The following is a 693-nucleotide window of genomic DNA, read 5'->3' on the forward strand; positions in this document are numbered from 1 at the left end:
AAGCTCCCCGGAACGAAGAGATACCACGTGGTCACCGGCTTCTTCCCCTCCCGGGTCTCCAGGAGCGGCACCGCGCCGTCGTACACGAACTCCGCCCGCATCACCCGGACCTCGCCCTCCCGGTCCGTCCGCTCCACCCGCTTCCCGATTCTACGCCCGAAGGGATCGTAGGTGAAGTCCACCGACAGGGTCTCCCCGGACGGGGACAGGCGCGTCGCCCGAACGAGCCGCCCCAGGGCGTCGTAGGCATAGGTCCAGGCCGCGGGCTCGTCCCCCTCCTCCACCTTGCGCACCAGGCGGCCGGCGGCGTCGTGGCCGCAGGTGAAGCCCGGGCCCGAGACCAGGCGGCCGGCCCCGTCGTAGGCGTAGGCATCGTGCCGGCGGGGGCCGGAAAGGCGGTTCCCCGCGAGGTCGTAGGCGTAGCGCTCGGCGCGGTGACCCCCGTCGCCGGGCCGGACCTCCACGAGCCGGTCAAGGGCATCGTAGGCGTAGGCCGTCCGGCGGCGGTCCAGGACCCGGAGGACCCGGAGCCCCACCGGGTCCAGCTCGTAGGTCAGGTCGGGAAGGGCCTTCCCGTGCCGCCCGCCGGAGGACGAAATCCCCACCAGGCGCCCGGCCGCGTCGGTGGAGTAGGCCGTCTCGATCCCATTCGGGAAGGAGAGCCGGGTCCGGCGCCCCGCCGCGTCGTAGGCG

Annotated in this window: 1 pseudogene; it reads right to left on the reverse strand. The window is 73.6% G+C overall.

Features of this window, described 5'->3' with window-relative positions:
* Positions 1-693: pseudogene (locus HCU62_RS11570) on the reverse strand (RHS repeat protein); the annotation flags it as partial.

Source organism: Dissulfurirhabdus thermomarina (genome assembly GCF_012979235.1).
GTDB lineage: Bacteria > Desulfobacterota > Dissulfuribacteria > Dissulfuribacterales > Dissulfurirhabdaceae > Dissulfurirhabdus > Dissulfurirhabdus thermomarina.